Source organism: Microbacterium aurantiacum (assembly GCF_031625015.1).
Taxonomy (GTDB): domain Bacteria; phylum Actinomycetota; class Actinomycetes; order Actinomycetales; family Microbacteriaceae; genus Microbacterium; species Microbacterium aurantiacum.
Window position 1 is genome coordinate 441,248 of the sequence record NZ_JAHWXH010000001.1, and the last position, 26,402, is coordinate 467,649.

The following is a 26,402-nucleotide window of genomic DNA, read 5'->3' on the forward strand; positions in this document are numbered from 1 at the left end:
GCCGGGCGTTCGCGCCAGCCGCCGGGGTGCGGCGCGGAGGCTGGCGCGGCGACGCGCCCGCCTCCGTCCCGGTCAAACGCCGGGGAGATTTCGACACTTTCCGCTCCTGGACCGGCTCTTGGTGTCGATTTCCCCCGCGTTCTTCACGCGGTCTCGGGGTAGTCGTCCGCGCAGCGCCGACCTAGCGTGGGTGGATGAGCGTCCGCATCGTGCACCCCGTCACCAAGATCGGCGTCGTTCTGGGCGTCGGCATCGCCGCCACCCTCACCGCCCCCCTGATCCCAGGCGAGCGAGGGCTCCGGCGATCTGCCCCATCACGGGACCGGGGACGTCGAACAGCACGGCGGCGAGAGGACTCCGCAGCGTCCAATCCGTGCGGCTGCGGATGCGCGCCGCCAACTCCGGGTCGGCGTCGCGCAGCGTGTCGATGACCGCGCGGTAGGCGGCTGCAGAATCGGCCACGACCCGCACGGGCGTGCCGAGGTTCCACCCTCCTTCGGGACCGGATGCCGGAGCCCCGGCGTTCGCCACAACCCACGTGTGCTGACCGGACCCGATGTCCTCGCCTTGCAGGCCGGGTACATCGAGCTCGGCGCGGGAATGCGCCGGAACCTCGAGCGAGACCTCGATGCCCGCGTCCGTCCTCCTCCATCCGGCCGCGACCGTGCCCGCGACGGTGTCGATGCGCGCGGAGGCGTGGTCGATACCGGGCAGGAAGACCGGTGCGAACCTGATGCGGCGGTACCCGGGTTCGGTCGAGGCGACGCCGACCAGCCGTCGGTAGAACCAGTCCACCACCGCGCCGAGGGCGTAGTGGTTGAAGGAAGTCATCTCCCCGGGGTTGATCGATCCGTCCTCGAGCATCGAGTCCCACCGCTCCCACACCGTGGTGGCTCCCATCGTCACGGGGTGCAACCACGAGGGCGACTCCTCCTGCAGCAGCAGACGGGCAGCCGCGTCGAGGTGTCCGGCATCCGTCAACGCGTCGAGGATGAGCGGGGTGCCGACGAATCCCGTCGCGATGTGGAACGCTTCGCGCCGGGTGACCTCGGCCAATCGATCGCCCAGGGCTGTGCGCAGCGCGGGCTCATCGACGATTCCGAACGTCAGCGCGAGCGCGTACGCCGTGGGCGCGTCGGACATCATCCGTCCCGCCGCGGTGACGAACGTCCGGAGGAACCCCTCGCGCGTTCGCTCGGCCGCCGCGGCGTATCGGGTCTCATCGTCGATGAGCCCGAGCTCGCGTGCCGCCCGCGCGGTGAGCTGCGCGGAGCGGAAGAGGTAGGCGGTGGCCACGATTGCGGCGTCGACCTTGGATGCGCCGGGCTGGTCGGGCGGCGCCGAGGGATCCAACCAGTCCCCCAGCTGCGAGTCGCCCTGCCACACACCCTCGGGTCCTGCCGCCGCGATCAGGCGATCGGTCCAGGCGCGCATGCTGTCGTACTGCCCGGCGATGACCGCTCGGTCGCCGAAGCGGTCCGCGAGGACGGAGGGGACGATCGTCGCAGCGTCTCCCCACGCCGCGGTCGGCCCGACGGGGAATCGGAGGGCGTCCGGCACCGTGAAGGGAACCACACCACCCAAGGCGTTCTGCGCGATCTCGAGGTCGCGCAACCAGCTCCCCAGCATCGCGTCGCAGTCGAACAGCGTCGCGGCCGTCGGCGCGAACACCTGCGCGTCACCGGTCCAGCCCATGCGCTCGTCCCGCTGAGGGCAGTCGGTCGGGATGGAGAGGAAGTTGCCGCTCATGCTCCACACGACGTTCTCGTGCAGGCGGTTCAGCAGCGCGTGCGAGCTGTCGAACCAGGCCGTGCGCACCATGTCCGTACGGAGCACCACGGCGGTGATCGCGGCGGGATCGACCTCTCCGGGCCACCCGTCCACCTGCGCGTAGCGGAATCCGTGGAACGTCCCGCTCGGCTCGAAGACCTCGTCCGCGCCCCCGCCCGCGAGGATCAGCCGATCCGTCGCGGCGGCGCGGCGGAGGGGGCGGATGCCGAGCTCGCCGTCCTCGAGCACCTCCGCGTGCCGCAACACGACCTCGGTGCCCTCCGGCCCCGCGACGCGCACCCGCAGGCGTCCGACGAGGTTCTGTCCGAAGTCCAGCAGCACCGCCCCCGACGGCGAGCGCAACACCTGTTGCACCGCGATCTCGTCGACGCGGCGCACCGGCTCCGCCGCCCGCATCTCCGGGACGACATCGTGCGCGACGACGGCGGCAGGAGCCCACGCATCGGGACGGCGCCGGTGGTCGATCGTCTCCCCGGCGTAGATACCGGATGCCGTGACTTCACCGCCGGCGGACGCCTCCCACCCGGCATCCGTGACGATGATCTCTTCGGATCCGTCGGCGTAGTGCACATGCAGCTGCAGCGCCGCGGCCGGCTGCTCGCCGTAGATGCGCGTGCCCTCACCGCCGAACCCGTACTCCTCGGTGTACCAGGCTCCGGTCAGCGCGATGCGGATCTCGTGCGCGCCGGCGGTGAGCAGCGCCGTGACGTCGACGGCGTCGTGCAGAATGCGCTCTCCATACGTCGTCCATCCCGGCGAGAGCACGGTGTCGTCGATGTCGCGTCCGTCGATCGAGACCGAGAGGGCGCCGAGCGCGGTGGCGTAGAGGGTCGCGTGCGCAACCGGGGCGCCGACCTCGATCGTCCGGCGCAGGAGCGCCGGCTGCGCCGGACGCTCGGGGGCGGCGAGGCCGATGAACTGCGCCCGCCATTCCCCGGGCGCGAGGGCCCCGAGGCGCACCTCGTGGGGCGCGCTCCAGTCGGACCACTCTCCGACGGTGTCCGAGACGCGCACCTCCACACGATGCACGCACCGCGGCATGAGCGGCGGGAAGGGCCAGGCGACGAACGCGTGATCGGAACCCTGGAGCTGCGCGGTCGCCTTTCCGTCGAGGCGGATCTCCGCAGCCCCCTGCTCCCAGCCGGGCTGATCCGCGGCATCGACGATCCAGCTCAGCCGCGGCTCGGCGACCGCCACGAACGGACTGTCGCGCCGATACTCGGCCCGCAGCGCTGCCACGCGCGCGCTCACGAGCGCACACTCCCGCCGCGCGCGCTCCATCCGATCGGGAAGAGCGGGTCCTCCGTGTCCGAGGGGACGTCGGGGCTGCTGCGTCGGACGGCGTCCATGCTGCGCGGAAGCTCGAACGGCAGGCGTCCGACCGGCTCGACCTCGCCCGTCAGCGCCGCGATCACCGCGGCGTCTCCGGCACCGAAGTCGCCGACCAGAGCGGCGACCGTGTCGGCGAGAGGGGTGAGGATCGCGGGGCGACTGAGCGTGACCACGAGCACCACCGGCATCCGCTCGGCGAGCGCGCGGATGCCGTCGACGACGGTGGTGTCGAACGCGAGCGACCCCTGCTCCATCGAACTCTCGAGGAAGTAGGTGTCACGGGGCTCGAAAGGCGCGCCCACACGAACCACGGCGATCTCCGCGTCCTCGGGAGCAACGACCTGCCATCCCGCCGGGGCAGCGGCCGGCGCGAGGTCGCGCAGGTGCACGCGGAGCTCCGGACCGAGGGGCAGGATCCCCTCGCGCTCGGTGAGGACCGTCATGGCCTGCGACTGCGCGCGGATCCCGAGCGCGATGTGCTCGGGGGAAGCGACGAACCCATCCGCACCCCCGGCAGCCGCATCGCCTTCCGCCTTCGCGCGCCCGTCGCCATCCGGCTCATCCAGCAAACCGAGTTGCAGCTGGAGGCGCACCAGTCGCGTCGCCGACGCGTCGACGCGGGCCGTGTCGATCTCGCCGCGATCGATCAGTTCCAAGACCAGAGCCGGGTCGTTCTCCCCGCCGAGCTGGTCGACGCCGGCGTCGAAGAGGCGCCGAACGCGCTCGATCGGCGACAGGTGCTCCACTCCCCACGCCCGCGCGGGGAACGGCTTGCCGAATACGGTCGCGTCGGTGACGAGACCGAAGTCGCTGAGCACGACGCCGTCGAAGCCGAGCCGCTCACGCAGAAGCCCGGTGATCAGCTGACGGTTGAAGGCGAAGCCGACCTCTTCGATCCGCTCTCCATGCAGGTCCAGTCCGACCGGCATGCCGTAGTAGGGCATGATCGCGGCCGTTCCCGCCTCGATCGCGGCACGGAAGGGAACGAGGTGATCCTCGAACCGACCGCCGGGATACACCTGCTCGCGGCCATACACGAAGTGCGGATCCTCGCCGTCCTTCTGCGGCCCACCGCCGGGGAAGTGCTTCGTCGTCGCGGCGATGCTCTCCGGTCCGAGATGCGCCCCCTGCAGCCCCTCGAGGTACGCGCGGACCAGACGGGCGCTGTGCTCGGGGTCGGCCCCGAAACTCTGCGCCTGGCGCGCCCAACGCGGCTCCGTGGCGAGGTCGATCTGCGGGTGCAGCGCCATCCGGATACCGAGGGCCCGATAGTCGGCACGCACGACCTCGCCGAAGCGTCGGACGAGGTCTTCGTCGCCGATCGCGCCCAGCCCGATGGGTTCCGGCCATTGCGAGACGCCGTCGGCCCGGTGACTCGCGCCGTCGTTCTGGACGAACGAGTGACGCGGGTCGGTGGAGAAGACGATCGGCAATCGCGACCCGGTCGACCGGGCGAGTGCCTGGAGATCGTCGAGCGCCTCGCGGACATGCGCCACCGGGGGAATCGCGCCGAGGCAGAAGTAACGGATGCCGCGCTCGACGATCAGCTCGCGCAGCGAGGGTCCGAGGGGTGACGGCTGGTCGACCTCGACGGGCGAGCCCACGAAGATCATGGGGTGGAACAGCAGTCCGACGCGCTCCGCCACGGTCATCCGCTCGACGATCGTGCGTGCGCGCACGTCGATGTCGGTCGATGATGAGATGGCGGGGCTCAGTGTGGTGCCGGTCATGCGGCGTTCTCCGTCTGGGGTCGGGTGCGGGCGAACTCGGCGCGGCGCTCGGCCTGCGCGCGGGGATCCGCCACGGGTGAAGCCAGCAGCAGGCGCTGGGTGTAGGGATGGGCCGGGGCGGTCGTGACCTGCGCCGCCGGACCGTGTTCGACGATCTCTCCTCGGTACATCACCGAAACGCGGTGGCTCATGACCCGGACGACGTTGAGATCGTGCGAGACGAAGAGATACGCCACACCCGTCCGTTGCTGCACCTCCTTCAGCAGGTCCAGCACGCGCGCCTGGGTCGTCAGGTCGAGTGCGGAGACGGGCTCGTCGCACACGATGAGTGCCGGTTCGAGCGCCAGAGCGCGAGCGATCGCCACGCGCTGGCGCTGTCCGCCGCTGAACTCACGGGGGAGCCGTCGCACCGAATCCGACGGCATCCCGACGAGATCGAGCAGCTCCGCGATCCGCGCCGTGGCGTCGCGGCCGGCCATCCCCTGCGCGCGCAGCGGCTCGGCGAGCGTGTCTCCCACGGTCAGGGAGGGGCTGAGGGAGGAATACGGGTCCTGGAAGATGACCTGGATGTCGCTCGAGAGCGCGCGCCGCTCCCTTCTCCCGAGGTGCGCGATGTCGCGATCGCGGTAGCGGATGACGCCGGCGGTCACGGGCGCGAGGCCGAGGATGGCGCGGCCGAGCGTGCTCTTTCCCGAGCCGGACTCGCCGACCAGTCCCACCGTCTCGCCCGGCCGGATATCCAGGCTCACCCCCGCGAGCGCGCGGAAGGAGCGTGACCGGAGGCCACGGGCGACATAGGTGACCTCGAGATCCTCGATCTCGAGCAGCGACGAGGACGCGGTCATCGCGACACCTCCGAGGTGGTCAGGTCCTCGCGCGGCGGGGCATCGTCGAGGAGGGCGCCGAAGAGAGCCCGGGTGTACGGGTGACGAGGCTCGTCGAAGACCGCCAGGACCGGCCCCGTCTCGACGATCGTCCCGGTGCGCATGACCGAGACGCGGTCGGCGAGGTCGGCGACGACGCCGAAGTTGTGGGTGACGAGGAGCATCGCCGCCCCGGTCTCGCGTTGTGCATGGCGCAGGAGTTCCAAGATCTCGGCCTGCACCGTCACATCCAGCGCCGTCGTGGGCTCATCGGCGATGATGAGCGAAGGCTCGCACGCGATCGCACCGGCGATGAGCACTCGCTGCGCCATCCCCCCGGATATCTCGTGCGGATAGGCCCGGAAAGTCCGCGCGGGGTCGGGGATCCCGACCTTGCGCAGCAGCTCCAGGGCACGCGCCTTCGCCTCGCCACGAGGAAGTCCGAGAACGACCCGCATCGGCTCGACGAGCTGATGCCCCACGGTGTACGAGGGGTCGAGGTTGCTCAACGGCTCTTGCGGCACATACCCGATGCGGTGTCCGCGCAGGCCGGCGAGCGTCGCCGCGTCCGCACCGGCCAGCTGGGTGTCCTCGAACACGATGCTGCCCGAGACCACGGTGCCGCCCTGCGGGAGGAGGCCCAGGATCGACCATGCGGTCTGGGTCTTGCCCGACCCGGACTCTCCGATCAGGGCGTGCACCTCGCCGGGGCGGATGCGCAGCGAGATCGCGTCCACCACCGTCTTCCACCCGCCCTCCACCGGGTAGGCGACGGAGAGGTCGCTGACGTCGAGTAGCGGTGCCGACGCGGTGTCCGGGCTCTCGGCGTGCACGATCGGCGGTTCCGGTCGCACATCCGGTTCGACCCAGCCCGCGGATGCGCGGCGGACCTTGTCCCCCGCGAGTTCGAGCTCGTCCCGCAGCGCCGTGCCGAACAGGGTGAAGGCGATGCAGGTCAGCGCGATCGCCACGGTCGGCCAGATGAGCAGGGTCGGCGCGCGGAAGATGTTGTAGAAGCCCTCGGAGAGCATTCCTCCCCAGGTCGGCAGCGACGGATCCCCGAGACCGAGGAAGTCGAGGGTGGCCTGGATGCCGATGCCGACTGCGAAGACACCCGACGTCAGCAGGATGGCAGGGGCGCGCACCGCGGTGAGCACATGGCGCCCGATAATGCGCCAGTCACTCAGACCCGCGACCCGCGCGGCATCGATGTACAGCTCTTCGCGCACGGCGCGGACGGCGTTGAAGACGACGCGGTAGTAGGAGGGCGCGACGATGACGCCGAAGATCGCCATGATGGTCCACATCGACGGGCCGATGACCGCGCGCGCAGCGAGGAGCACGACGATCCCGGGCAGCGCGAGCAGGAGACCCGCCGCCCACGCGATGATCGAGTCGGCCCACCCGCCGCGGTATCCGGCGATGAGACCGGCGGGGATGCCGAGCAGGGCAGCGACGACGACGGTGATCGTCGCGCCCGCAAGGCTGACCGAGGTGGCCACGACCAGTCGAGACAGGACGTCGCGGCCCGCACTGTCGCCACCGAGGAGGTATTCCGTACCCGGCGGGAGGAACACGTTTGCGAGCACCGACTTCGTCGGGTCGAACGGAACCAGGAAGGGCCCGATCGCGGCCACGAGGAGGACGAGGAGCAGGAAGCTCGCCGCGATGACGCCCAGCGGATTGCGCAGCATCCGGGCGGCGATCGAACCGCGCGGCGCCGGCGGGGTGGGGATGGAAGTGGTGGTCATCAGCTGAGCCGCACTTTCGGATTGAGCCAGGCCTGCGCGAGGTCGACGGCGAGGTTGACGAGCACGACGATCACAGCGGTGACCAGGATGACGCCCATGATGAGCGGAACGTCACCCCGCGATGTCGCCGAGATCGCGGACTGCCCGAGGCCGGGGAGGGAGAACACCTGCTCGACGACGACAGCGCCGCCGAAGATGATGACGAACTGCAGGCCGAGCATGCTGAGGGCGGGCCCTGCGGCGTTGCGCAGGACGTGGCGATAGACCACGCGCCGGTCCGGGAGCCCACGGGCGCGGAGCGTTCGGACGTAGTCCAGACGCAGCGCGTCGATCATCGAGCCGCGTACCTGCTGGGCGACGGCGGCGATCGCCCCGACCGACAGCGCGATGACCGGGAGGGTGATGGTGGCGAGCCACCCCAGCACCGATGCCTCGGGCCGGACGTAGCCGGTGGCCGGGAACCACCCGAGGTTCAGCGCGAAGATCACGACCAGGATCAGCGCGAGGAGGAATCCGGGGATCGAAGCCCCGACGACGGAGAGGATCTGCACCGAGCGATCGGCCGCTCCTCGGCGCCCGGCGGCGAGCGCACCGATGACGATGGCGACGATCGCGGAGAGCACCACCGCACCGATGGTGAGCGACAGGGTGACCGGCAAACGCCCGACGACGGCATCCGCCACCGGCTCGCCGGTGAACCAGGAGCGACCGAAGTCGCCGGTCAGCGCGGATCCGGCCCAGTCGGCGAACTGCACCGCGATCGGCCGGTCGAGTCCGAGCTCGGCCTCCTTGCGAGCGACGATCTCCAGTGATGCGGTCTGACCGACGATGTTGCGCGCGGTGTCGCGCGCACCGAGGTAGAGGAGGAAGAAGGCGGCCACGGCGAGCGTCACGACCGTGACTGCTCCCTCGAGGAGCCTGCGCAGAATGTACGGGATCATGGGTGTCTTCCGTTGGCCGGAGCGGGAGGTGCGTCCTCCCGCTCCGGCGGGCGGTCTACTGTGCGGGGGTGATGTTCCAGAGGTAGGGCACCGCGTTGTCGCTCTGCATCTCGACGACGGTGTCCGCGTTCGTGAGGAAGGCGCTCTGGTTGCGGAACACCGGTGCGTACCAGGCCTGCTCCACGATGTAGGTGTTGAGCTCGGCGCCGATCGCTTCGGCCTCGGCACCCTCCGCGGTGCGCAGCTCGGTCATGTACTCCATGATCTGCGGGTCCTCGACGCGGAAGGGGTTCCACGTCGACCAGGGGAGCATCGAGAATTGCATCGTCTGCCACGGCGTCGGGTCGACCTGCAGCTGCATCGAGAAGGCCTCGTAGCTGCCGCCGAGGAGCTGTCCGAAGAAGTCGTCTCCGGACATCTCCCACACGATGTCGAAGCCGCCTTCGCCGAGCTGCTCGGAGTAGAGCGCGAAGGTCGATTCCGGCACGAAGTCGCTCGAGGGCATCGTGATCGTCACGCCGTCGGGGTACCCCGCCTCTGCGAGCAGCTCCCGCGCCCGCTCGGGGTCGTAGGGGTAGGCGTCGTCGAGCGCGTCGACGTACGCGCCGGACGTGGTCGAGAAGACCTGGGTCGTCGGGGTGCCGTAGCCCCCGGCGAGCGCCTGGACGAGACCCTCTCGATCGAGCGACAGGTTGAACGCCTGACGCACCAGGGGGTCTCCGAGCGCCGGATTGAGCGTGCCGTCGCGGTCGGCGAGGACGAATCCGGTCCAGGTCTGCTCGATGAGGTTCGCCGTGTACCCGGCCGCCTCGGCCTCCGGGATCTGGCTGGGGGTCTGGGTGTTCGTCGCATCGACCTGGCCGCCCTTGACGGCGTTCATGAGGGCCGTCGCGTCGCCGTAGACGTTCATGATGATCTCGTCATAGTGCACGGACTCGGGATCCCAGTAGTCCTCCTTCGCCTCGAAGACGTAGGTCGAACCGGGGACGGTGCCCGAGGCGTCCAGCGTGTAGGGGCCCGTGCCGATCGGAGTGGTCTGCGCGTCGGCGGAGTCCCACATCGCCGAGCCACCGACGAGTCCGGCGTTCTGGGTCAGATAGGTCTCCAGGGCCGGATCGGGCTCGGACAGGACGATGACGGCGGTGTTCGCGTCCGGCGTCTCGATGCTCTCGACCGCCGCGAGGAAGCTCGCGTTCTCACTGGTCCCGTCGCGGAATCGCGTCAGCGACTCGGCGACGACCTCGGACGTCAATGCCTCACCGTCGCTGAACTCCACGCCCTCGCGCAATGTGAGCGTGAGTTCGGTGCGATCCTCATTCCACACCCACTCGCTCGCGAGCCCGGGGACGACCGTGCCGTCCGGCTCGGCACGCAGCAGCGTGTCGTAGACCGCTTGGAGATACGGGGACTGGTTCGCCCACGACGCCTCCCACGGGGCGAAGGACGTCAGCGGCGTGACCATTCCGAGACGAAGCTCCGCATCGTCGGTCCCACCTCCGGGCGTCGAGGAACAACCGGCGAGAGCCAGCGCGGAGACGGTGCCGAGTGCGGCGAGGGTGAGGGCGGTCTTACGGTGCGTCATCGCACGTCCTTCCGGGTACAGGTGATTGCGACTGCGGCGTCGAGCCAACGTCGTCACGCTAACACCAATTTCTTAGAGCGCAAAGGTTTTTACCGTGTTGTTATCTTGATGCGATGGCGATACCGGCGAAAGCCCGCGGGGAGTACCGCAAGACCGCTCAGCGTCGAGAGCAGATCGTCGACGCCGCCTTCTCCGTCTTCTCGCAAGTCGGCTTCAGTGGCGCCACGGTCGCGGAGATCGCCAAGCGCGCCGGTATGACCGCGCCCGGTCTCACCCACCACTTCGCCAGCAAGACCGAGCTCCTCGAAGCCGTTTTCGAGCGCCGTGACCTCGACGCGCAGACCCGTCTGGAGGGGCGCAGTGGCCTCGACCTCCTGCGAGGGCTCGTTGCGATCGCCGAACGCGACGAGGCCGACCGAGATCTGACTCGCATGTTCGCGATCATCGCCGCAGAGGCCACAGACGTCGATCACCCGATGCACGAGTACTTCCACGATCGATACGCACTGATCTACGACAACGTGCTCTCGAGCTTCCTCCAACTACAAGCCGATGGCCTGCTGCGGGACGACATGCTCCCCGCCGACGCGGCTCGGACGTACGTCGCCCTCTCCGACGGCCTCCAACTCCAAGCCCTCTATACCGATTCCGGCATACATCAATCCGCGGTGATCCGCCGCATCCTGTCGGGCTTCCTGACCGTCCCGCTGTAGGAAGCGGACGCTCAGCCCCGTGCGAGGTCGGGGCCGTACGTGTTCACGGCCCGCGCGTGGCGCACGGCATCCAGCGGGATCCGCGCGACCGCGACGTCCTCGCTGTCGCCGAGGAGCACCGCGTGACGACCGAACGGTGTCGCGATACAGCTGCGGCCGGTGAAACCCGGGCCGCAGTGGTTGGCGTAGGCGATCGCGACCCCGCTCTCAAGGGCACGGGCGGGCACCTGCAAGGTCGACGTGAGCGACGCGAAGTATTGCCAGGCCTCGCCGAGATCGCCCATGCCCTCTTCGGCATCCGGCACGGCGGTCGGGATCAAGAGGATGTCGGCGCCCGCGAGCGCCTGCGTTGTTCGAGATCCTCCGTGACTTCGGCACCCCGGTGGACCGCCGAATGGCCTTCGCCGCCATGATCGACGCGGTGGTCCTCGGTTCGGCGGTGGATGCAGGATCGCCGGTGCCGCTGTGGCAGGCAGACCCGGCGGAGAACCCCGAGCTGTTCGCCGCGGCGGCCCGTGAGGACGACGCCTCGCGTGCGTCTGCGGGGTTCGCGCTGGCCGTCGACGTGGCCATCGCTGCCGTGCAAGCGGCCGCTGTGACGACATCGCCGTGAAAAACGCGGGAAATGCCAACGCCGGCGGCCCTCAGATCGACCCTCAGCATCCGGATCTCCCGCGTTTTCGACGGGTGGCGGGCCGCCACCGACCGGGCGCCGGCCGTCAGTCGACGCGGATGACCCGGCCGTCGAGCACGTCGAGGTAGATCTCCACGTCGTCGACGAAGCCGATCTCCCACGCCACGGTGTCGCCCTCGGTCGTGAGGTCGGCGTCGTCCAGACGCGCGGTGCCGGTGTACTCGGACACGGCGATCCCGATCGCCTCGGAGAGGCTGATCTGCACGCCGTTCAGGCGTCCCGCGTCCTCTCCGTCGAGCGAGTCGTCGCGCTCGCTGCGCAGCACCTCGGTGCCGGCGGCATCCACGACGACCTCGAACTCCTCGTTCTCGACCGCGACGCGGACCTCCCAGTTGCCGCCGTCCTCGTCGTCCAGCTCGAAGGCCATCCCGCCTGCGGTGCGCTCGGCCAGGTCGACCGCGGCGCGCGCCGCCTCGTACTGCGCGACGACGTCGGCTTCGGCCCCCGACCCGGCGGCGGGAGCGGACGCCGAGGGCGACGCCTCCGCAGAGGGCGCACCCTCCGCCGATGGCGCGGGCCCCACGGGCGCCACGGGCTCGGGCGGCGAGCACGAGGTCAGCGCCAAGGCGGTTGCGGCGAGTCCGACGGCGAGAGCGCGGCGGAGTGGGAAAGAAGAGCGTGCCATGCATCCAGCGTGACGGCCGCCGCCTGCATCGCGGGGTGCCTTGCCTCGCGCGCGCGTCGATGCTAGGCGCCACGAAACAACGGTGTCACGCACGTCTGGTAGAGATGTAAAGCTTGTTCCGGCCCTCCGGGCCTCCTTCGGAACCCTCACCCCAGGAGATCACGTGCGACTTTCTGTCATCGGATGCGGCTACCTCGGCGCCGTCCACGCGGCGGCCATGGCCTCGATCGGGCACGACGTGGTCGGTATCGACGTGGACGAGCGCAAGATCGCCGCGCTCTCGAAGGGCGAGGCGCCGTTCTTCGAACCCGGCCTGCAGGACATCCTCACCGAGGGAATCGCGTCGGGGAGGCTCCGCTTCTCGACCGACATGGCCGAAGCCCGCGGTGCCGCGGTGCATTTCGTCGGCGTGGGCACGCCTCAGCAGAAGGACAGCTATGCCGCGGACCTCACCTATGTGAACGCCGCGGTCGACGCGCTCGTCCCCTTCCTCGCCGAGGGCGACATCGTCGCGGGCAAGTCGACGGTCCCCGTCGGCACCGCCGCAGCCCTCACCGAGAGAGTCGCTCCGACGGGTGCGACGCTGGTGTGGAACCCGGAGTTCCTCCGCGAGGGTTGGGCCGTGCAGGACACCATCGACCCCGACCGGCTGGTCGCCGGCGTCCCCGAGGGTGCTGCCGGCGAGCGCGCCGCCGACATCCTCCGCGAGGTCTACCACCCCTCGGTCGCGAAGAACACGCCCTTCATCGTCACCGATCTCGCCACTGCTGAGCTCGTGAAGGTCGCCGCGAACGCGTTCCTCGCCACGAAGATCAGCTTCATCAACGCCATGGCGGAGATCGCCGAGGTCACCGGCGCGGACGTGTCCACCCTCGCCGACGCGATCGGCCACGATGCCCGCATCGGCCGCCGCTTCCTCGGCGCCGGCATCGGCTTCGGCGGCGGGTGCCTCCCCAAGGACATCCGCGCGTTCTCGGCCCGCGCCGAAGAGCTCGGGCGCGGTGAGTCGATCGCGTTCCTCCGCGAGGTCGACGCGATCAACCTCCGCCGTCGCGACCGCGCGGTCGAGCTGGTCGTGAACGCCCTCGACGGCCAGGTGTTCGAGCGGAAGATCGCGGTCCTCGGCGCGGCGTTCAAGCCGCACAGCGACGACATCCGCGACTCCCCCGCCCTCGACGTCGCCGTGCGCCTCAAGGGCCTCGGCGCGAACGTCGTCGTCACCGACCCCGAGGCGATCGATAACGCCCGCCGCGTCCACCCCCAGCTGACCTACGTCGCCGACCGCGATGAGGCGCTGAAGGACGCGGATGCCGTGATCGTCGTCACCGAATGGGACGAGTACCGGCGCGAGCTCGACCCCACGCACGCGGCGTCCCTCGTCGCCCAGCGGGTCATCGTCGACGGACGCAACTGCCTGGATGCCGCCGCCTGGCGGGCGGCCGGCTTCACCTACACCGGGATGGGCCGCCCCTGACGGTTCCGTAGGCTGGGCTCGTGACGACCCCCACCCTCCCCCGCCCGGCACGGACCGCCGGACGGGTGTTCGTGATCGTCCTGGCCGTGCTCGTGGGCCTGACGGTCCTGGCTGCGGCGTGGATCGGCATCCGCGGCGCCCTCGCCTACGGCCACCTGCGTGACGCTCAGACCGCTGCGGTCGCCGCGCGCGCGTCGCTCGCCGATCCCGCGACCGCCGCCGACGCGATCGCGGAGATCTCCGCGGAAACCGCCGCCGCGCACCGCCTCACGAGCGATCCGGTGTGGCGCGCCGCCGAGGGCGTGGCCTGGATCGGCCCGCAGCTGCGCGCCGTCTCGACGGTGGCGGCGTCGCTCGACGACGTCGCGGGATCCGCCCTCGCGCCGCTGGTCGACGTGGCGTCGTCGTTCTCGGTGGATTCCCTCGCACCCGTCGACGGACGCATCGATCTCGCCGCCTTCACCGCACTGGAGGAGCCGGCCGCCGCGGGAGCCGCCGGGGTGCGCGACGCCGCCGCGGCCCTCGACGGCCTCGACCGCCCTGCGCTCCTCGCACCGCTCCGCGACGCCGTCGACGAGGTCTCCGACCTCCTCGACGAGGTCCAGGTCGGTGCCGGTGCCCTCGCGCGCGCGACCGCCCTCATCCCGGGGATGCTCGGCGCCGACGGCCCCCGCAACTACCTCATCCTGTTCCAGAACAACGCCGAGTGGCGCTCCCTCGGGGGCATCCCCGGCGCCGTGGCCCTGCTCGCCACCGACGACGGCCGGATGTCGCTCGCCGCGCAGGAGTCCTCGCGTGATTTCTCCGTCTCAGACGCCTCGGTCCTCCCGCTCGGTCCCGAGGTGCAGAGCATCTACGGCGAGCGCCCCGGCCGATGGATTCAGAACGTCACGCAGGTGCCCGATTTCCCCCTCGCCGCGCATCTGGCCCAGGAGATGTGGGCGCGCGAGCACGACGGTCAGCGCGTCGACGGCGTGATCGCGATGGATCCGGTCGCCCTCTCCTACCTGCTCGCGGCCACCGGGCCGGTGGAACTGCCGACCGGTGACGTGCTCACCACCGAGAACGCCGTTCCCCTCCTCCTCAACGAGGCTTACCTCCGATACGAGGACCCGGACGAGCAGGATAAGTTCTTCGCAGCCGCCGCGGCATCCGTCTTCGATGCACTCTCCTCCGGCGGGTTCGCTCCCGCCGACCTGGTGAGCGCCCTCGCCCGCTCCGGCGACGAGCGCCGCCTCCTGCTGTGGAGCGACCACGACGACGACCAAGCCCTCCTCGCCGACACGACGCTCGCCGGGGCCCTCCCTCGCACGGATGCCGACATCGCACGCTTCGGGGTGTATCTCAACGACGGCACCGGGTCGAAGATGACCTACTACGCCGGCGCGGACACGACCGTCGCGTGGACCTCCTGCATAGCCGGCCCCCGCGGGGTCACCGGTCAGGCCGAGCTCACCGTGACGGTCCGCAACGATGCACCGGCGGATGCCGCGACCCTGCCGGACTACATCACCGGCGGCGGCAGCTTCGGTATCCCGCCGGGCGTCGCCCGCACCGTCGGCTACCTCTACCTGCCGACCGGCTTCAGCCTCGCCGATGCGACGATGAGCGACGGGAGCGGCTTCGGCGGCGGCGTCCACGACGGACGCCGGGTCCTCACGTTCTCGGTCGACCTGGCCCCCGGAGAGAGCGCGACCGCGACCGTCCGGGCCGACACCGCCGAGCCCGCGGCATCCGTGCTGGAGGTCGTCCAGACCCCCGGTGTGAAAACATCCTCCGTCCCGACGGCGGCGTGCGGGGATGCTGGGCCTTGACCCGATCGTGACCGTACTCTCATCCCGGCGACATGGAACCGTCATACCGGGCGCTTAGACTTGCGAAGCCATGAGACGACTCCCCACGTTCTTGGCGGCGCTGACTGTCGCCGCCGTCGCGGCCGTGAGCGTGCCCGCCGCAGCTCACGCCTCGACCATCTACCCCCCGTCGGGATCGTGCACCGCGACCCCCGCCACGGCCACGCCGGGCGGCACGACGCTCTTCGCGTGCGACCCCGCCACCTTCTCGGCGAACGAGCCGATCACCATCACCGTCACGGGCGAGAACGGCTCGGATGCCGTCATCGGGATGATCCGGACCGTCTCCACCGCGAGCGGCAACGCCGTCTCGACCGCCGACGGCTCGCTGGCCGGGGTCCGCATCACCTTCCCCACCGACGCGCGCGGCACGTACAACATCGCCGCGTTCTCGTCGACGTCGGCCGGCGGAACCTCCGCGGTCTCGGTGACGAATCCGGACGGCAGCCTCCCGGTGACGGGTTTCGACAGCGCGACGATGACCGGCCTGTGGATCGGCGGTGGCCTCCTGCTTCTCGCCGGCGCCGCCCTCGGTGTCGTGGCCGTCGTTCGCCGTCGCCGCGACAGCCTCTGAAGTCTGCGCTCAGCGTCGGGATGCCGGCGCCGGCGGCCGGAGCGGCATCGCCGTGGCCGGCACAGCGTTCTGGTGCTCGTGCTGCAGCCAGCGGATGAAGACCACAACGAGCACGCCGATGCATGCCCCGGCGGTGTTCGCGATGATGTCCATGATGCTGGGCGTCCGGCGGTCCAGGAGCAGTGCCTGCGCAGTCTCGATCATCAGCGTCGTGAGGAAGGCCAGGGGCAGCACCAGCCAGGTCTGCCTCAGCAGAAGTCCGACGAGCACGCCGAAGGGGACGAACAGGGCGATGTTGGCGGCGAACTCGATCCGGTCGTATGTCAACACGGGAATCAGCCGTGTGATCGTCCGAACAAGCGGTGCCGCACCTCGATCCACCGGGGTCGGCCAGAACGCGATCGCCGCGAGTGCCGCTACGTAGGCGAGGAGCACGAGGGCGGGCAGTCGGGAGCGGAGCGGCATTTCGCAGAGCCTAACGTCGGGACACGTCCAGGGGATCGCCTGGTGTTTCGAGCAGGTGAAATCTTGCCGCGCCGGTGGAACCGTCTTCCGAGTCATCAGTAGCGTGTGGACCAGATCCGTCCGCACGCGCTGCGCCCCAGCCCGCAGCCAGGCCGCGTGCATCTCTGCCCGCCTCGCGGTCGGGTTCAGGCCCTTCCCGCGTTCGCTCTTTCCCCCAACAGGAGCGAGCCGGGAAGGGTCGCCATCCCACAAAAGTGGTGCGGCCCGCGGTGGGGAACCACGGGCCGCACTCCCGTCTATGGAGATGCCGAGGCTCGCACCCGAAGCAAGCGTTCGGCGACGGGGAGGGTGAGGACGCTGGGGGCGTCCTCACCACCAGGGTAAGCGAGATCCAGCCGGATCGTCGGCCAGCATCCACCGAGCGTGTCTCGCCTCGCGACACCGGCCCGCAACATCGGGCAACGACCGGGAAATCCGGCGGTGCCAGGGTGGCGGCATCCCGAACCCCGGTGCATCCCCCCCATCCGGAAGGACTCGCTCCCGCATGCCCGAAAACACCCCTGCGCGGCGTCCGCTCCGACGACGCTCACGCGCCGTCGCGGCCCTCGCCGCCGTCTCCGCCCTCCTCGGCGGTTCCCTCGCCCTCGCGCCGGCCGCCGTGGCCGCCGAGGCCCCGCCGACGATCGGCGCGGTGAGCATCACCGCTCCCGCCGCCGCGGACGAGGGCGACACGCTCGAGGTCGTCATCGCCGTCGACGCCTCCGCCGACCTGTTCGCCTACGAACTCACCGTCACCTACGACCCGACCCTCCTCGCCGTCGTCGACGGGCAGAGCACCTTCCCAAGCGGTGGCTTCGATTCCGTCGCCGACGACGCCGGCAGCGCCACCTTCACGCACACGCGCCTGGGCACCTCGCCGGGCCTGGAGGGTGCGCAGGAGCTCGTGACCTTCTCGTTCACCGCCCTCGGTGGCGGCGCGGCCGAGATCGCCGTCAGCGACGCGACCTTCCTCAGCGCATCCGGCGCCGCCATCGGTCTCCCCGAGGGCGCCGTCGTCTCGACGACGACCGCGCTGACCGCCGCACCCGAGCCGCCGAGCCCGACGCCGACGCCGACGTCCTCGGCGACGACTTCCCCCGTGCCGCCGACCGATGACGCCACCCCCGCCCCCGACACCGCCGGCCCGCCGCTCGCGGTGACCGGTCAGGACGCAGCCGTCTGGATCGTCCTCGGCGTCCTCGCCGCGGGCGTCATCGCCGTGGGCGTCGTGATCGTCCTCCGCCGTCGGGCGGTGACCCGATGAGCGCCCGCTCCGCCTCCTCGACCCCTCTCGCATCCGCCCCCACGACCCGGAGGATCCCCGCGGTGAAGACCCCCACCACCCGCGCGCTCGCGACCCTCGCGATCGCCGGCACCCTGACGGCCGGCGCGGTGACGCTCCCCGCCGCCGCCGTCGCCGACGAGGCGGCATCCGCTCCGTTCCTGATGCCGTATTACACCGAGCTCGACCTGACCGGCGACCACCAGGTCACCGCGGACGATCTCGACGTCATCGCCTCCGCCTTCGGCACGACGTCGGCGGATGCCGGATGGGCGGCGGTGTCGAAGGTCGACCTCGACACCGACGGCGTCATCACGGTCGCCGACCTCGCGGCGGCGTCGCAGCGCATCATCTACGGCGACGGTCCGTTCGAGCTCGTCGAGGCATCGGTGATCGAGATGCAGGCGGCCATGAACGCCGGGGTCACCACCTCGGTCGAGATCACGCAGGCCTACATCGATCGCATCGCCGCCTACGACCGCGTCGCGCAGGGCGAGGGACAGCGGGCGCTGAACTCGATCGTGACGGTCGGGTCCGCACCGGCACTTGCCGCCGCGGCCGCCGCAGACGCCGAGCGCGCCGAGTCGGGCCTCACGAGCATGCTGCTCGGCATCCCGGTCGCGCTCAAGGACAACTACAACACGCTCGACATGCCCACCACCGCCGGCTGCGGATGCTGGGACGGCAACCAGACGACCACCGACGCGTTCATGGTCGAAGGCCTCCGGGCCGACGGCGCCGTGATCCTCGCGAAGGCGAGCATGGACGAGTTCGCTGTCAACCTGTCCTCCACCTTCAGCGCCGGGCAGGCCGCGGGATCGACGCTGGACGTGTCGAGCCCGTACAACACCGCGCGCAACGCCGGCGGCTCCTCCGGCGGCACGGGCGCCTCGATCGCGGCGAACTTCGCCGCTCTCGGCTTCGGCACCGACACCGGCGGGTCGATCCGCATCCCGTCGAACTACAACCAGCTCGTCGGCGTCCGCCCCACCGTGGGCCTGGCCAGCCGGGACGGCATCGTGCCGCTCGCCCTGTCGCAGGACACCGGGGGCCCCATGGCCCGCTCGGTCGTGGATGCCGCCGTCGCCCTCGACGCGGTCGTCGGCATCGACGACGGCGACCCGGTCACCGCCCGTCAGAGCGGTCTGGTTCCCGCGTCGTACACCTCAGGGCTGTCGTCGACCGCCCTGGAGGGCACGAAGATCGGCTACGTCCCGGCGATGATCGGCTCCAACGCCAGCACGGTGCGTCTGTTCAACGCAGCGATCGCCGACCTGCGCGCGCAGGGCGCCGAGGTCGTCGAGGTCGCCACGCCCGAGGGCTGGGCGGCGATCCTCGCCGAGGGCAGCGGTTCGGGCCCGGAGTTCAACCACGACCTGCAGATCTACATCGACGCGTACCTGAACCCCGCGGTGACGACGCGGAGCCTCGCGCAGATCAGCGAGTCGCCGAACATCATCCCGAACCGCGGCATCACCGCGAGCAACCCGAACAACGCCACCTACGTCTCGCGCTCCCGCGTGACCCCCGAGGCGTATGAGGCGTGGGCGGGCCCCGAGGGCACGCACACCCTGCAGCTGGCGCGCGGCAAGCAGATCGTCACCGCGATGATGGAGGCCGAAGGCCTGGACGCCCTCGTCTACCCGACGGGAAACCCGTACGGAACGATCGGGACGAACATGCGCCTGAGCCCGAACACCGGCCTTCCCGCGGTGACGGTGCCGATGGGACAGGCCGTCGAGGGTGAGCCCATCCCGGGTGGTGGAGCGAACCTCGAGTTCCTCGGTCGCGACTTCTCCGAGGGTGCCCTGCTCGGGTTCGCGTTCGACTACGAGCAGGCCACCGGCCACCGCACGTCGCCGACGCTGTACCCGGCGCTCGACTGACCGCACCCCCGCTGTCTCCGAGACCCGAGGCCCCGGCATCCGCATCAGGATGCCGGGGCCTCGGTCGTTCTCACGACGCCGGCGTCGCGGTCGGCGTGGGCGTGGGCGTCGCCGTGGGTGTCGGCGGGAGCACCCGCCACGGCGAGCGATCGTGGTCGGTGAGGCCGAGCGCGGGGTCGTCTCCCTGCGTCCACCACTTCGCGACGTATGGGGTGCCCTCGAGCTGCACCCGATCGCCGGCGGTGTACACCGCGTCCGGCTTCCAGCCGGGGTACGTTCCGTCCGGCACGGTCGGCGGCGCGTACGGCGCATCGTTCGCCATCACCGGGCCGACGAGCGTCCAGGGGGTCTCGTCGCCCTCCAGCGTCGGGTCGTCCGGTTCGGCGTCGCCGAGCGTCCACCACTTCGCGCTGTAGACGTTGCCGTGCCACACCACCCGCACGCCGGTGGAGTACGCCGTGTCCGGCGACCAGATCGGATACGGGCTGGTCTCGGGGTCGTCCGCCACGGGCGTCGGAGCCGTCGTCGGCACCGCCGTGGCAGCCGGCATCCCGTCGAATCCCTCCGAGAGGATCGCGGCGAAGCTCTCCCCCTTCTGGTCGATCCCGCTGCACGAGTCGGACACGATCTGGACGTCCGGATAGTTCGTCCCGCAGGTGCGATCGCGATTGAGCGACCACATCGACATGCGGCCCAGCGCGTGGTCGGCGGCGAAGTCGTGCAGCATCTCGGCGTCGCGGAGCGTGAAGACCTCTCCGGCGATGTCGTTCTGCCCGATCATCGGGGTGACCCCGAGGATCGCCCACGCCCCCTCGGGCGGGAGGTCGACGTCCATGCGGTCGTAGAGGGACGTCAGTTGGGCCTGTGTCGCGGTGGCCGCATCGATGGCGATCTCGCCCATCGTGCGGTCGCCGAGGTCGGTGTTGTAGTTCATCGTCATGACGTTCACGCCGGTGAGGTCGACACCGGATGCGAGCATCTGCCGTACGACCGTGAGCCCTTCGTCGGTGAGTCCATCCATCGCCACCGGAAGCGTCAGCCACACCTCCAGGGTCTCGCCTGCCCGCTCGCGTTCCCGCTGCAGCTGTGCGACGGCGGCCGCGCGACGGAAGCCCGCCGCTTCGTCGCTGAGGTTGGCGTACTCCAGATCGAGGTCGATGGTGCCGACCCCGTAGCGGTCGATGACGTCGCGGTACGCGGCCGCGACCTCGCCGGAGGTCTCGCAGGCGCTCGCGAGTTCGGTGTTGATGGCGCCGCCGAAGGACACCACCACGTCGGCGCCGCCCTGACGCAGCCGCGCCACCCGCCGATCGAGGTCGAGCTCACGCTCGGCCTCGTCGAGACCGTAGAAGGTCCCCCACGACGGTTCGCACACGTCCTCGGCCTCCGCCACGACGAAGGCGAGGACGATCGCCGCGTCCTCCCCCACCGTCGGGGTGTCCGACACCGCCGCGGCGGGGACGTCGAAGTAGCCGCCGAACCAGCGGGGTCCGGCCACGGTGGCCTCGGCCGCGGCCTGCCGGCCGAGGACCGCGCCCACGACGAACGGGGCCGCGACGATCGCGGCGACCACGGCGACGGCCGTGCCGACCCGCCACGGCGACAGGCGCTTGCCGGCGTGCCGGCCGCGCGTCGCGACCCTCACGACCGACCCCCCGGCGCCGGGTGGCCCTGCCGGAGCACCTTGCGCCAGTCGGGGCTGTCGTCCTCGCCGTCGCCGGCGCGGGACGACGCGGGAGCGGCATCCACCCACATCCAGTCCGTGAGCCCGATCCAGGTGTCCACGAGGGAGTTCCGGATGCCGATGTTCGCGAGGATCGCCCACGAGCAGCAGAACGCGTTGAACGCCGAGAACGCGAGGGTCCCCCACGCGCCGTCGAGCCAGCTGCGCCACGCGACGAAGAGCGAGAAGCCCACGATGACATAGGGCGCCACGACGTAGAGCACCTGCGTGGCCGTACGGTCCTTGACCTTCGGCGTCCGCGCGAAGGGGATCTTCTTTCCCGTCAGCCCCTGCTGGATGGACTTCAGCACGCCGGCGATGTTCACCGGCAGCAGGATCAGGTTGAACCCGTAGATGCGGAAGATGTCGGTGCGCTTGTAGCCGCAGTAGTGCAGGTCGCTCGCCATCGCCAGGAAGTACGGGAGCGCCCCGATGAGGACCAGCGGGCTGACGAGGCGGCTGTCGTACGGGTAGGCGAGGAGGAACACCAGGCCGAGACTCGCCCACGCGATGGAAGCCATGTAGTTCGCGCGCAGGGCGATTTCGCCGATCGCCATGGGCTTGTGCGCGAGGCGGTGCGCGCGCATCTGCCGCCAGAACTTCGGCAGGATCAGCAGTCCGCCGTTGGCCCATCGCCGTCGCTGGACCACGAGGGTGCCGAAGTCGGGCGGCGTGGCCGAGTAGCTGAGCCGCTCGGGGTAGTTCACCAGCGTCCACCCGCGCTCACCGAGATCGACGCTGGACTCGGTGTCCTCGATCACCGTGCGGTCCTGAACGAAACGACGCACTTCGAAGCCGTCGACGGTGTCGATCTCGAGGATGTCGTCGAGGGCCTCCATGCGGATGACCGCGTTGGCCCCGACCCAGAAGGTGGCGTTGTGGGCCGTCATCCCCTGGTGGAGGATGTGCTGCACGTCGGTGGTCGCCCCCGAGAGTCGCTCGACCCGGGTCGGAGCCCCGCGGAACGACGAGTACGGGGTCTGGGTCACGGCGACCTTGGCGTTCTCGGGCTGCTCGAGGAAGTGCACCAGGCGCAGGCAGTAGTCGCGCAGCAGGACCGAGTCGGCGTCGAGGGTGAGGACGAACTCCGAGTAGGGCACGTCGAGGTCCGCCTCTGCGGCGGTCGTCACCGGGCGCAGGAGCAGTCCCAGTTCGGTCTGCTGCTCGGCGAAACGCCCCCCGAGCAGACCGATGTAGGAGTTGAGGTTCATCGCCTTGTTCGCCTCATGCGACAGCGACGCGTAGCGCTTCCGCTCGAACGAGGTCACCTCGGCGGAGAAGATCCACACGAGGCGCCGGAACAGTTCGCGCACGCGCTCGGCGGGGACGACCGCCCCTTCGTCGAGCGCGGTCATGACCGCCCCGGCCGTGGCGTCGAGGTCGTCGGCCAGGCCGAGGACCACCTCGTCGACGAAGAAGTCGTCGACGTGGTCTTCGCGCACGTGCGTCGCCGCGAGGGCGCGGAGCCAGTCGACGGCGGCGGTGTAGACGTCCACGAGCCGGACCAGGAGGTCCTCTCCCGCCTGTCCGGATGCCGCGATCTCGGCCTCGCAGTGCGCGAGGGCCGCGCGGAAGTCCGCCGCGGGACCGGCGAGCGCCCGCGTGATCTCGGGCCCGATCCGACGGGTCTCGTCGAGCTTGGCCGCCACGGCCGGGTCGGCGGGGTCGGGGTTGTCGTCGATGAGGAGGACCACCCGCATCGAGGGGTACTCCTGCAACGCCGCCGACCAGAGGGTCGTGCGGATCACGCCGGGCTCTTCCGCGTACGAGGGCACGAGCACGGTGAGCGGACCGTGGCTGAACGAGAAGTGCCGATCGAGCTCGGCGCGGTCAGCGCGCCGATGACGGGCGAAGCGCTCGTAGGCACCCTGCCGGGCGACGAGGTACATCAGGGCCGAGAAGGTCAGCACACTGATGACGAGCAGGTAGGAGACCGCTTCGATGACCCGCCAGGTGGAGTCGAAGGCGCCCGCGAACAGGAGCGTCACGGCGACGGTGAGCATGTACAGCGCCCAGACGGCCACCGTCACCCAGATCGCGACCTGCCCCCAGATGAGCTTGGCGGTCGAGGGACGGGCGTGGACCGCAGGCAACGGCGGCCGCGGCCGCTCTGTCCCCCACTGACGTCGACGACGTCGCGGCGGGTCGGAGGGTGCAGCGGGTGGGGCGTCGTCCTCGGTCGCGGCGACGGCCGGGGAGGGGCTGTCGGCATCGGGGAGGCGCGTCGGATCGTCGGCGAGATCGACCATCGGCGGTGCTCACTTTCGCGGGGAGGGTGCCGCTTCACGGTCACGGCCGATCAGACTCTAGGGCCGAACTGCACCGCCGCGCAGGGCGTTACCGCCGATCTTGTCCTTCTCTTGATCCCGCGTTGAGGTTCGTCGCCTTCCCCGTCAGCGGCCTCGCCGTCACCAGGATCGGCAGGTGGTCGCTGTCCCCCTGCGGAAGCGTGCGGACCCGATCGATCTCGAACCCGATGGAGGTGGCGAAGTCGTAGTGGCCGCGGAAGAAACGGTAGCGGGTGTAGGTGCGCGAATCGCTGAGATTCAGCTCGTACCCCTGATCGCGGACGCGCTGCCCCAGGTTCTCCTTGAAGACCGGGTAGTTGTAGTCGCCGACCATGAGGGTGGGGAGTCCGTCGCCCATGAGCTGCAGCTCCGACAGGGCGGTGCGGATCTGGTGGCGGCGAAGGGAGTTGAGTGCCGTCAGGGGGGCCGCGTGGAACGACGCGACGACCACCTCGTGTCCGTCGTCGATGTCGTAGAGCTTGACCCCGAGCAGGCGCTCCTCGGCGGGCTTGAGCACCCGGTCGTGCAGGGACTTCTTCAGCGCCATCATCCGCACGTCCACCGCGCGGAAGGTGTTCTCCCGGTAGTAGACCGCCAGGCCCAGGCGGTTGCGCTGGGTCGAATCCGCCAGTCGCAGGCCGTCGATCCGCTCGGGGATGTCGTTCGTGTCCGCTTCCTGCAGGCACAGCACGTCGGCCGCGTGGCGCTCGACGAGGTGGGCGAGCTCCCCGACGGCGCGGTGCTTGCGCAGGTTGTACGAGATGACTTTCATGACGGGGACAGCCTAGGACTCCCGCGTGACGATCGGGTATCGCGCGCGTGGATCCGTCGTGTACTCCCAGGTCGCCGCATCCGCAGGCGTCAGAGCTCGCGGCGCGCCCGGGTCTGCGCGGCCCGGAGGGACAGCAGCTCGTCGGCGGGGTATCCCACCTCGGTGAGGGTCAGCCCGCGCGCGGCGAGGACCTTCACCTCCGGCACCCGCTCGCCGGCGTCGCGGATGCGCACGACGTCGTCGACGGACAGACGCCCCTCCCCGACCGCGACGCACGCCCCGACGAGCGCGCGGACCATGCTGTGGCAGAACGCGTCGGCCTTCACATGGGCGACGAGAACACCCTCGTCGTCCCTCCGCCACGAGAACGCGAGCAGGGTGCGGATCGTTGTCGCCTCCTCACGCGGCTTGCAGTAGGCGGCGAAGTCGTGGAGGCCGATGAGCGACCCGGCCGCGGCATCCATCGCGTCGGCGTCGAGTCGGCCGCGGACGAACGTGGTGCGGTGACGCTCCAGCGGGTCGTAGGAGTCGTCCGCGATGCGGTACTCGTAGCGCCGCCACACCGGGGAGAACCGCGCATCGAATCCGTCGGGAGCACGGCGGACGCGCCGCACGGTGACGTCCGCGTAGGCCCCGAGCGCACCGTTGACGCGGCGCGCGAGAGCAGCGATGCCGCCGTCGTCCTCTCCCTCCCGCGCGCGCCCGCGTGCGAGGCGCGACGCCTGTGCGTCGTCGAGGTCGAGGTGGGCCACCTGCCCGGTCGCGTGCACCCCGGCATCCGTCCGCCCCGCGACGACCAGACGGACCTCGCCCCCGAGGACGCGGGCGAGGGCGTCCTCCAGCGTCTGCTGCACGGTGCGCAGGCCCGGCTGCCGCGCCCAGCCGCGGAAGTGGGTGCCGTCGTAGGAGATGTCCAGGCGGAGGCGCACCCGTTCAGCCTACGGCGGGGCGCGGGTAGAGTCCGAGGGTGGAAAAGCGCAGGCGACGCCTCAGCACGGTGATCGGCGCCGTCATCGTCGCCGTGCTCGGGGCGGCGGGAGTCGTCGTGGCGGGATTCGTCCTGTGGCAGATGCTGTTCGCGCCGGCCGAGGGTCCGCGCCCCCCGGCGCCCGGGGACGCCTTCTTCGTCTCCCCCGACTCGTTCGCCGCCCGCGCCGCCGCGGAGGGCGGGGAGGATGCCGCGACCGAGGCCGCCGCGTACCTCGCGGCGCAGCCGACCGCGGTGTGGCTCACGCCGGAGACGTACCCGACCGACAGTGTCACCGCCGCCGTCGAGCAGATCCTCGCCGAGGCCCGCGCCCAGGACGCCGTTCCCGTCCTCGCCGTCTACGGCCTGCCGGATCGCGACTGCGGCAACTTCTCCGCCGGCGGGCTGGATGCGGCAGACTACCCCGGCTGGATCGACGCCATCGCCGCGGGGCTCGCCGCCGAGCCCGCGCGATCGACCGTCGTCATCCTCGAACCCGATGCCCTCGCGCTCGACTGCGACCGCCCGGAAGTGCGGGCGGCGCAGATCGCCGACGCCGCCTCGCGGCTCGCGGCGGAGGACACGTTCCTCTACGTCGACGGCGGCCATTCGAACTGGCGCTCCCCTCGGGAGATGGCGACCCTCATCGCCGAGGTCGCCGAGGCGGCCCCCGGTGCGCTCCGCGGCTTCGCCACGAACGTCTCGAACGCGAACTCCGACGCCGATGAGACCGCCTACGCGCGGCAGCTCGTCGGGCAGCTGGAGGCGTGGGGTTTCGACGACCTGCACGCCGTGATCGACACCTCCCGCAACGGCGCCCCGCACACGGGGTCGGAGTGGTGCAACGTCCCCGGGCTCCGGGTGGGCGTGCCCTCGGGGACCTGGGGCGACGATGTGATCGACGCCAACCTGTGGATCAAGCCGCCCGGCGAGAGCGACGGCACCTGCAACGGGGGTCCGCCCGCGGGGGCATGGTGGCCCGAGGCGGCGGTGGAACTCACGCGCGACGTGCGCTGACCCCACAGCGCGTGCGCCGCTAGGCTGACGAGGACGTGGA

At 70.7% G+C, this 26,402-nt stretch carries 21 protein-coding genes; 8 read left to right on the plus strand and 13 right to left on the minus strand.

The features are described 5' to 3' along the window. Positions 1-264: 264 nt before the first annotated feature. From KZC50_RS02040 to KZC50_RS02065, 6 genes are read right to left on the minus strand one after another with little or no spacing between them, the layout of a single operon-like run. Positions 265-3,042 (minus strand): alpha-L-rhamnosidase, encoded by a 2,778-nt coding sequence (locus KZC50_RS02040; RefSeq protein WP_310890461.1) that lies wholly within the window; start codon positions 3,040-3,042, stop codon positions 265-267. Beyond that, positions 3,039-4,853: a glycoside hydrolase family 3 protein gene (locus KZC50_RS02045; protein WP_310890462.1), complete on the minus strand. Its 1,815-nt coding sequence runs from the start codon at positions 4,851-4,853 to the stop codon at positions 3,039-3,041. The genes KZC50_RS02040 and KZC50_RS02045 overlap by 4 nt, the downstream gene beginning before the upstream one ends. After that, positions 4,850-5,698 carry an ATP-binding cassette domain-containing protein gene (locus KZC50_RS02050; protein ID WP_236968002.1) on the minus strand — a complete coding sequence of 283 codons (849 nt, stop codon included), beginning with the start codon at positions 5,696-5,698 and terminating at the stop codon, positions 4,850-4,852. Before KZC50_RS02050 ends, KZC50_RS02045 begins: the two co-directional genes overlap by 4 nt. Next, positions 5,695-7,467, minus strand: a complete 1,773-nt coding sequence (locus KZC50_RS02055; RefSeq protein ID WP_310890463.1) for an ATP-binding cassette domain-containing protein — start codon at positions 7,465-7,467, stop codon at positions 5,695-5,697. Before KZC50_RS02055 ends, KZC50_RS02050 begins: the two co-directional genes overlap by 4 nt. Beyond that, positions 7,467-8,408: an ABC transporter permease gene (locus KZC50_RS02060; RefSeq protein ID WP_236968000.1), complete on the minus strand. Its 942-nt coding sequence runs from the start codon at positions 8,406-8,408 to the stop codon at positions 7,467-7,469. The genes KZC50_RS02055 and KZC50_RS02060 overlap by 1 nt, the downstream gene beginning before the upstream one ends. Before the next feature lie 55 nt (positions 8,409-8,463). Further along, positions 8,464-9,990, minus strand: a complete 1,527-nt coding sequence (locus tag KZC50_RS02065; RefSeq protein ID WP_310890464.1) for an ABC transporter substrate-binding protein — start codon at positions 9,988-9,990, stop codon at positions 8,464-8,466. A gap of 113 nt (positions 9,991-10,103) precedes the next feature. Between KZC50_RS02065 and KZC50_RS02070 the strand changes: the two genes are divergently transcribed. Then, positions 10,104-10,703, plus strand: coding sequence for a TetR/AcrR family transcriptional regulator (locus tag KZC50_RS02070; RefSeq protein WP_310890465.1), 600 nt, complete (start codon positions 10,104-10,106; stop codon positions 10,701-10,703). Positions 10,704-10,714: 11 nt separating this feature from the next. Here the strand turns inward: KZC50_RS02070 and KZC50_RS02075 are convergent, their stop codons facing one another. After that, the gene (locus KZC50_RS02075) at positions 10,715-11,155 is read right to left on the minus strand and encodes a nitrilase-related carbon-nitrogen hydrolase (protein WP_310891516.1); all 441 of its coding nucleotides are present in this window, start codon (positions 11,153-11,155) and stop codon (positions 10,715-10,717) included. On the opposite strand from KZC50_RS02075, the gene KZC50_RS02080 reads away from it, so the two are divergent. Next, entirely contained in the window at positions 11,053-11,316 is a 264-nt protein-coding gene (locus tag KZC50_RS02080) for a hypothetical protein (protein WP_301132243.1), read from the plus strand. The two genes, KZC50_RS02075 and KZC50_RS02080, sit on opposite strands and share 103 nt — an antisense overlap. Positions 11,317-11,422: 106 nt before the next feature. On the opposite strand, the gene KZC50_RS02085 is transcribed toward KZC50_RS02080, so the two are convergent. Then, entirely contained in the window at positions 11,423-12,022 is a 600-nt protein-coding gene (locus tag KZC50_RS02085) for a PepSY domain-containing protein (RefSeq protein ID WP_310890466.1), read from the minus strand. 163 nt (positions 12,023-12,185) lie between these two features. Here KZC50_RS02085 and KZC50_RS02090 point away from each other — a divergent pair, with 163 nt between their 5' ends. The 3 genes from KZC50_RS02090 (at position 12,186) to KZC50_RS02100 (ending at position 15,923) form a co-directional block, all read left to right on the plus strand. Beyond that, complete coding sequence (locus KZC50_RS02090) at positions 12,186-13,496, plus strand: UDP-glucose dehydrogenase family protein (protein WP_310890467.1); 1,311 nt, start codon at positions 12,186-12,188, stop codon at positions 13,494-13,496. Positions 13,497-13,516: 20 nt separating this feature from the next. After that, the gene (locus tag KZC50_RS02095; protein ID WP_310890468.1) at positions 13,517-15,310 is read left to right on the plus strand and encodes a DUF4012 domain-containing protein; all 1,794 of its coding nucleotides are present in this window, start codon (positions 13,517-13,519) and stop codon (positions 15,308-15,310) included. 70 nt (positions 15,311-15,380) lie between these two features. Further along, positions 15,381-15,923: a cell wall protein gene (locus KZC50_RS02100; RefSeq protein ID WP_310890469.1), complete on the plus strand. Its 543-nt coding sequence runs from the start codon at positions 15,381-15,383 to the stop codon at positions 15,921-15,923. Positions 15,924-15,932: 9 nt separating this feature from the next. Here the strand turns inward: KZC50_RS02100 and KZC50_RS02105 are convergent, their stop codons facing one another. After that, entirely contained in the window at positions 15,933-16,388 is a 456-nt protein-coding gene (locus KZC50_RS02105; RefSeq protein WP_310890470.1) for a VanZ family protein, read from the minus strand. Between the two features lie 544 nt (positions 16,389-16,932). On the opposite strand from KZC50_RS02105, the gene KZC50_RS02110 reads away from it, so the two are divergent. Further along, entirely contained in the window at positions 16,933-17,691 is a 759-nt protein-coding gene (locus KZC50_RS02110; RefSeq protein WP_310890471.1) for a cohesin domain-containing protein, read from the plus strand. A gap of 62 nt (positions 17,692-17,753) precedes the next feature. Continuing rightward, the gene (locus KZC50_RS02115; protein WP_310890472.1) at positions 17,754-19,595 is read left to right on the plus strand and encodes an amidase family protein; all 1,842 of its coding nucleotides are present in this window, start codon (positions 17,754-17,756) and stop codon (positions 19,593-19,595) included. A 70-nt stretch (positions 19,596-19,665) separates the two neighbouring features. Here the strand turns inward: KZC50_RS02115 and KZC50_RS02120 are convergent, their stop codons facing one another. From KZC50_RS02120 to truA, 4 genes are all read right to left on the minus strand, one after another. Further along, positions 19,666-21,240 (minus strand): chitinase, encoded by a 1,575-nt coding sequence (locus tag KZC50_RS02120; RefSeq protein WP_310890473.1) that lies wholly within the window; start codon positions 21,238-21,240, stop codon positions 19,666-19,668. Next, the gene (locus KZC50_RS02125) at positions 21,237-23,567 is read right to left on the minus strand and encodes a glycosyltransferase family 2 protein (RefSeq protein ID WP_310890474.1); all 2,331 of its coding nucleotides are present in this window, start codon (positions 23,565-23,567) and stop codon (positions 21,237-21,239) included. The genes KZC50_RS02120 and KZC50_RS02125 overlap by 4 nt, the downstream gene beginning before the upstream one ends. 88 nt (positions 23,568-23,655) lie before the next feature. Continuing rightward, complete coding sequence (locus KZC50_RS02130) at positions 23,656-24,378, minus strand: endonuclease/exonuclease/phosphatase family protein (protein ID WP_310890475.1); 723 nt, start codon at positions 24,376-24,378, stop codon at positions 23,656-23,658. An 89-nt stretch (positions 24,379-24,467) separates the two neighbouring features. Continuing rightward, complete coding sequence (gene truA, locus KZC50_RS02135; protein WP_310890476.1) at positions 24,468-25,307, minus strand: tRNA pseudouridine(38-40) synthase TruA; 840 nt, start codon at positions 25,305-25,307, stop codon at positions 24,468-24,470. 38 nt (positions 25,308-25,345) lie between these two features. Between truA and KZC50_RS02140 the strand changes: the two genes are divergently transcribed. Next, a complete protein-coding gene (locus tag KZC50_RS02140) occupies positions 25,346-26,362 on the plus strand; it encodes a glycoside hydrolase family 6 protein (protein WP_310890477.1) in 1,017 nt (338 codons plus the stop codon). Positions 26,363-26,402: the final 40 nt, after the last annotated feature.